Genomic DNA, 249 nt, shown 5'->3' on the forward strand with positions numbered 1-249 from the left:
GTATTGGATGAGGATTGAGTGTCTTCGGCAAGCGCTGAAAACACTGCCTGATAGCTTGATTTCGGAAGTACACGAATATTTGAATTCAGCGCTAAATCCCGCTGTGAGATATGATTTTGCTGTAGTGATAAGTCTATATGTTGTAGTGGTACAGAGGTAAATGGTTTGATTGAGGGTTCGGTTAAATTCTCGTAGCTAAAAAATGGTGCTTCGTAGTGATCAATACTCTCTTCAAAGCTTGTTGTAAGC

Annotated in this window: 1 protein-coding gene; it reads right to left on the reverse strand. The window is 40.2% G+C overall.

The window, feature by feature from the left end; translation table 11 throughout:
• Nucleotides 1-249 (reverse strand): hypothetical protein (locus tag AAEY79_RS15915; RefSeq protein WP_352289638.1); only part of this gene is annotated, 249 nt, incomplete at both ends.

Source organism: Psychrobacter sp. GW64-MNA-CIBAN-0177 (assembly GCF_040309585.1).
Lineage (GTDB): Bacteria > Pseudomonadota > Gammaproteobacteria > Pseudomonadales > Moraxellaceae > Psychrobacter > Psychrobacter okhotskensis.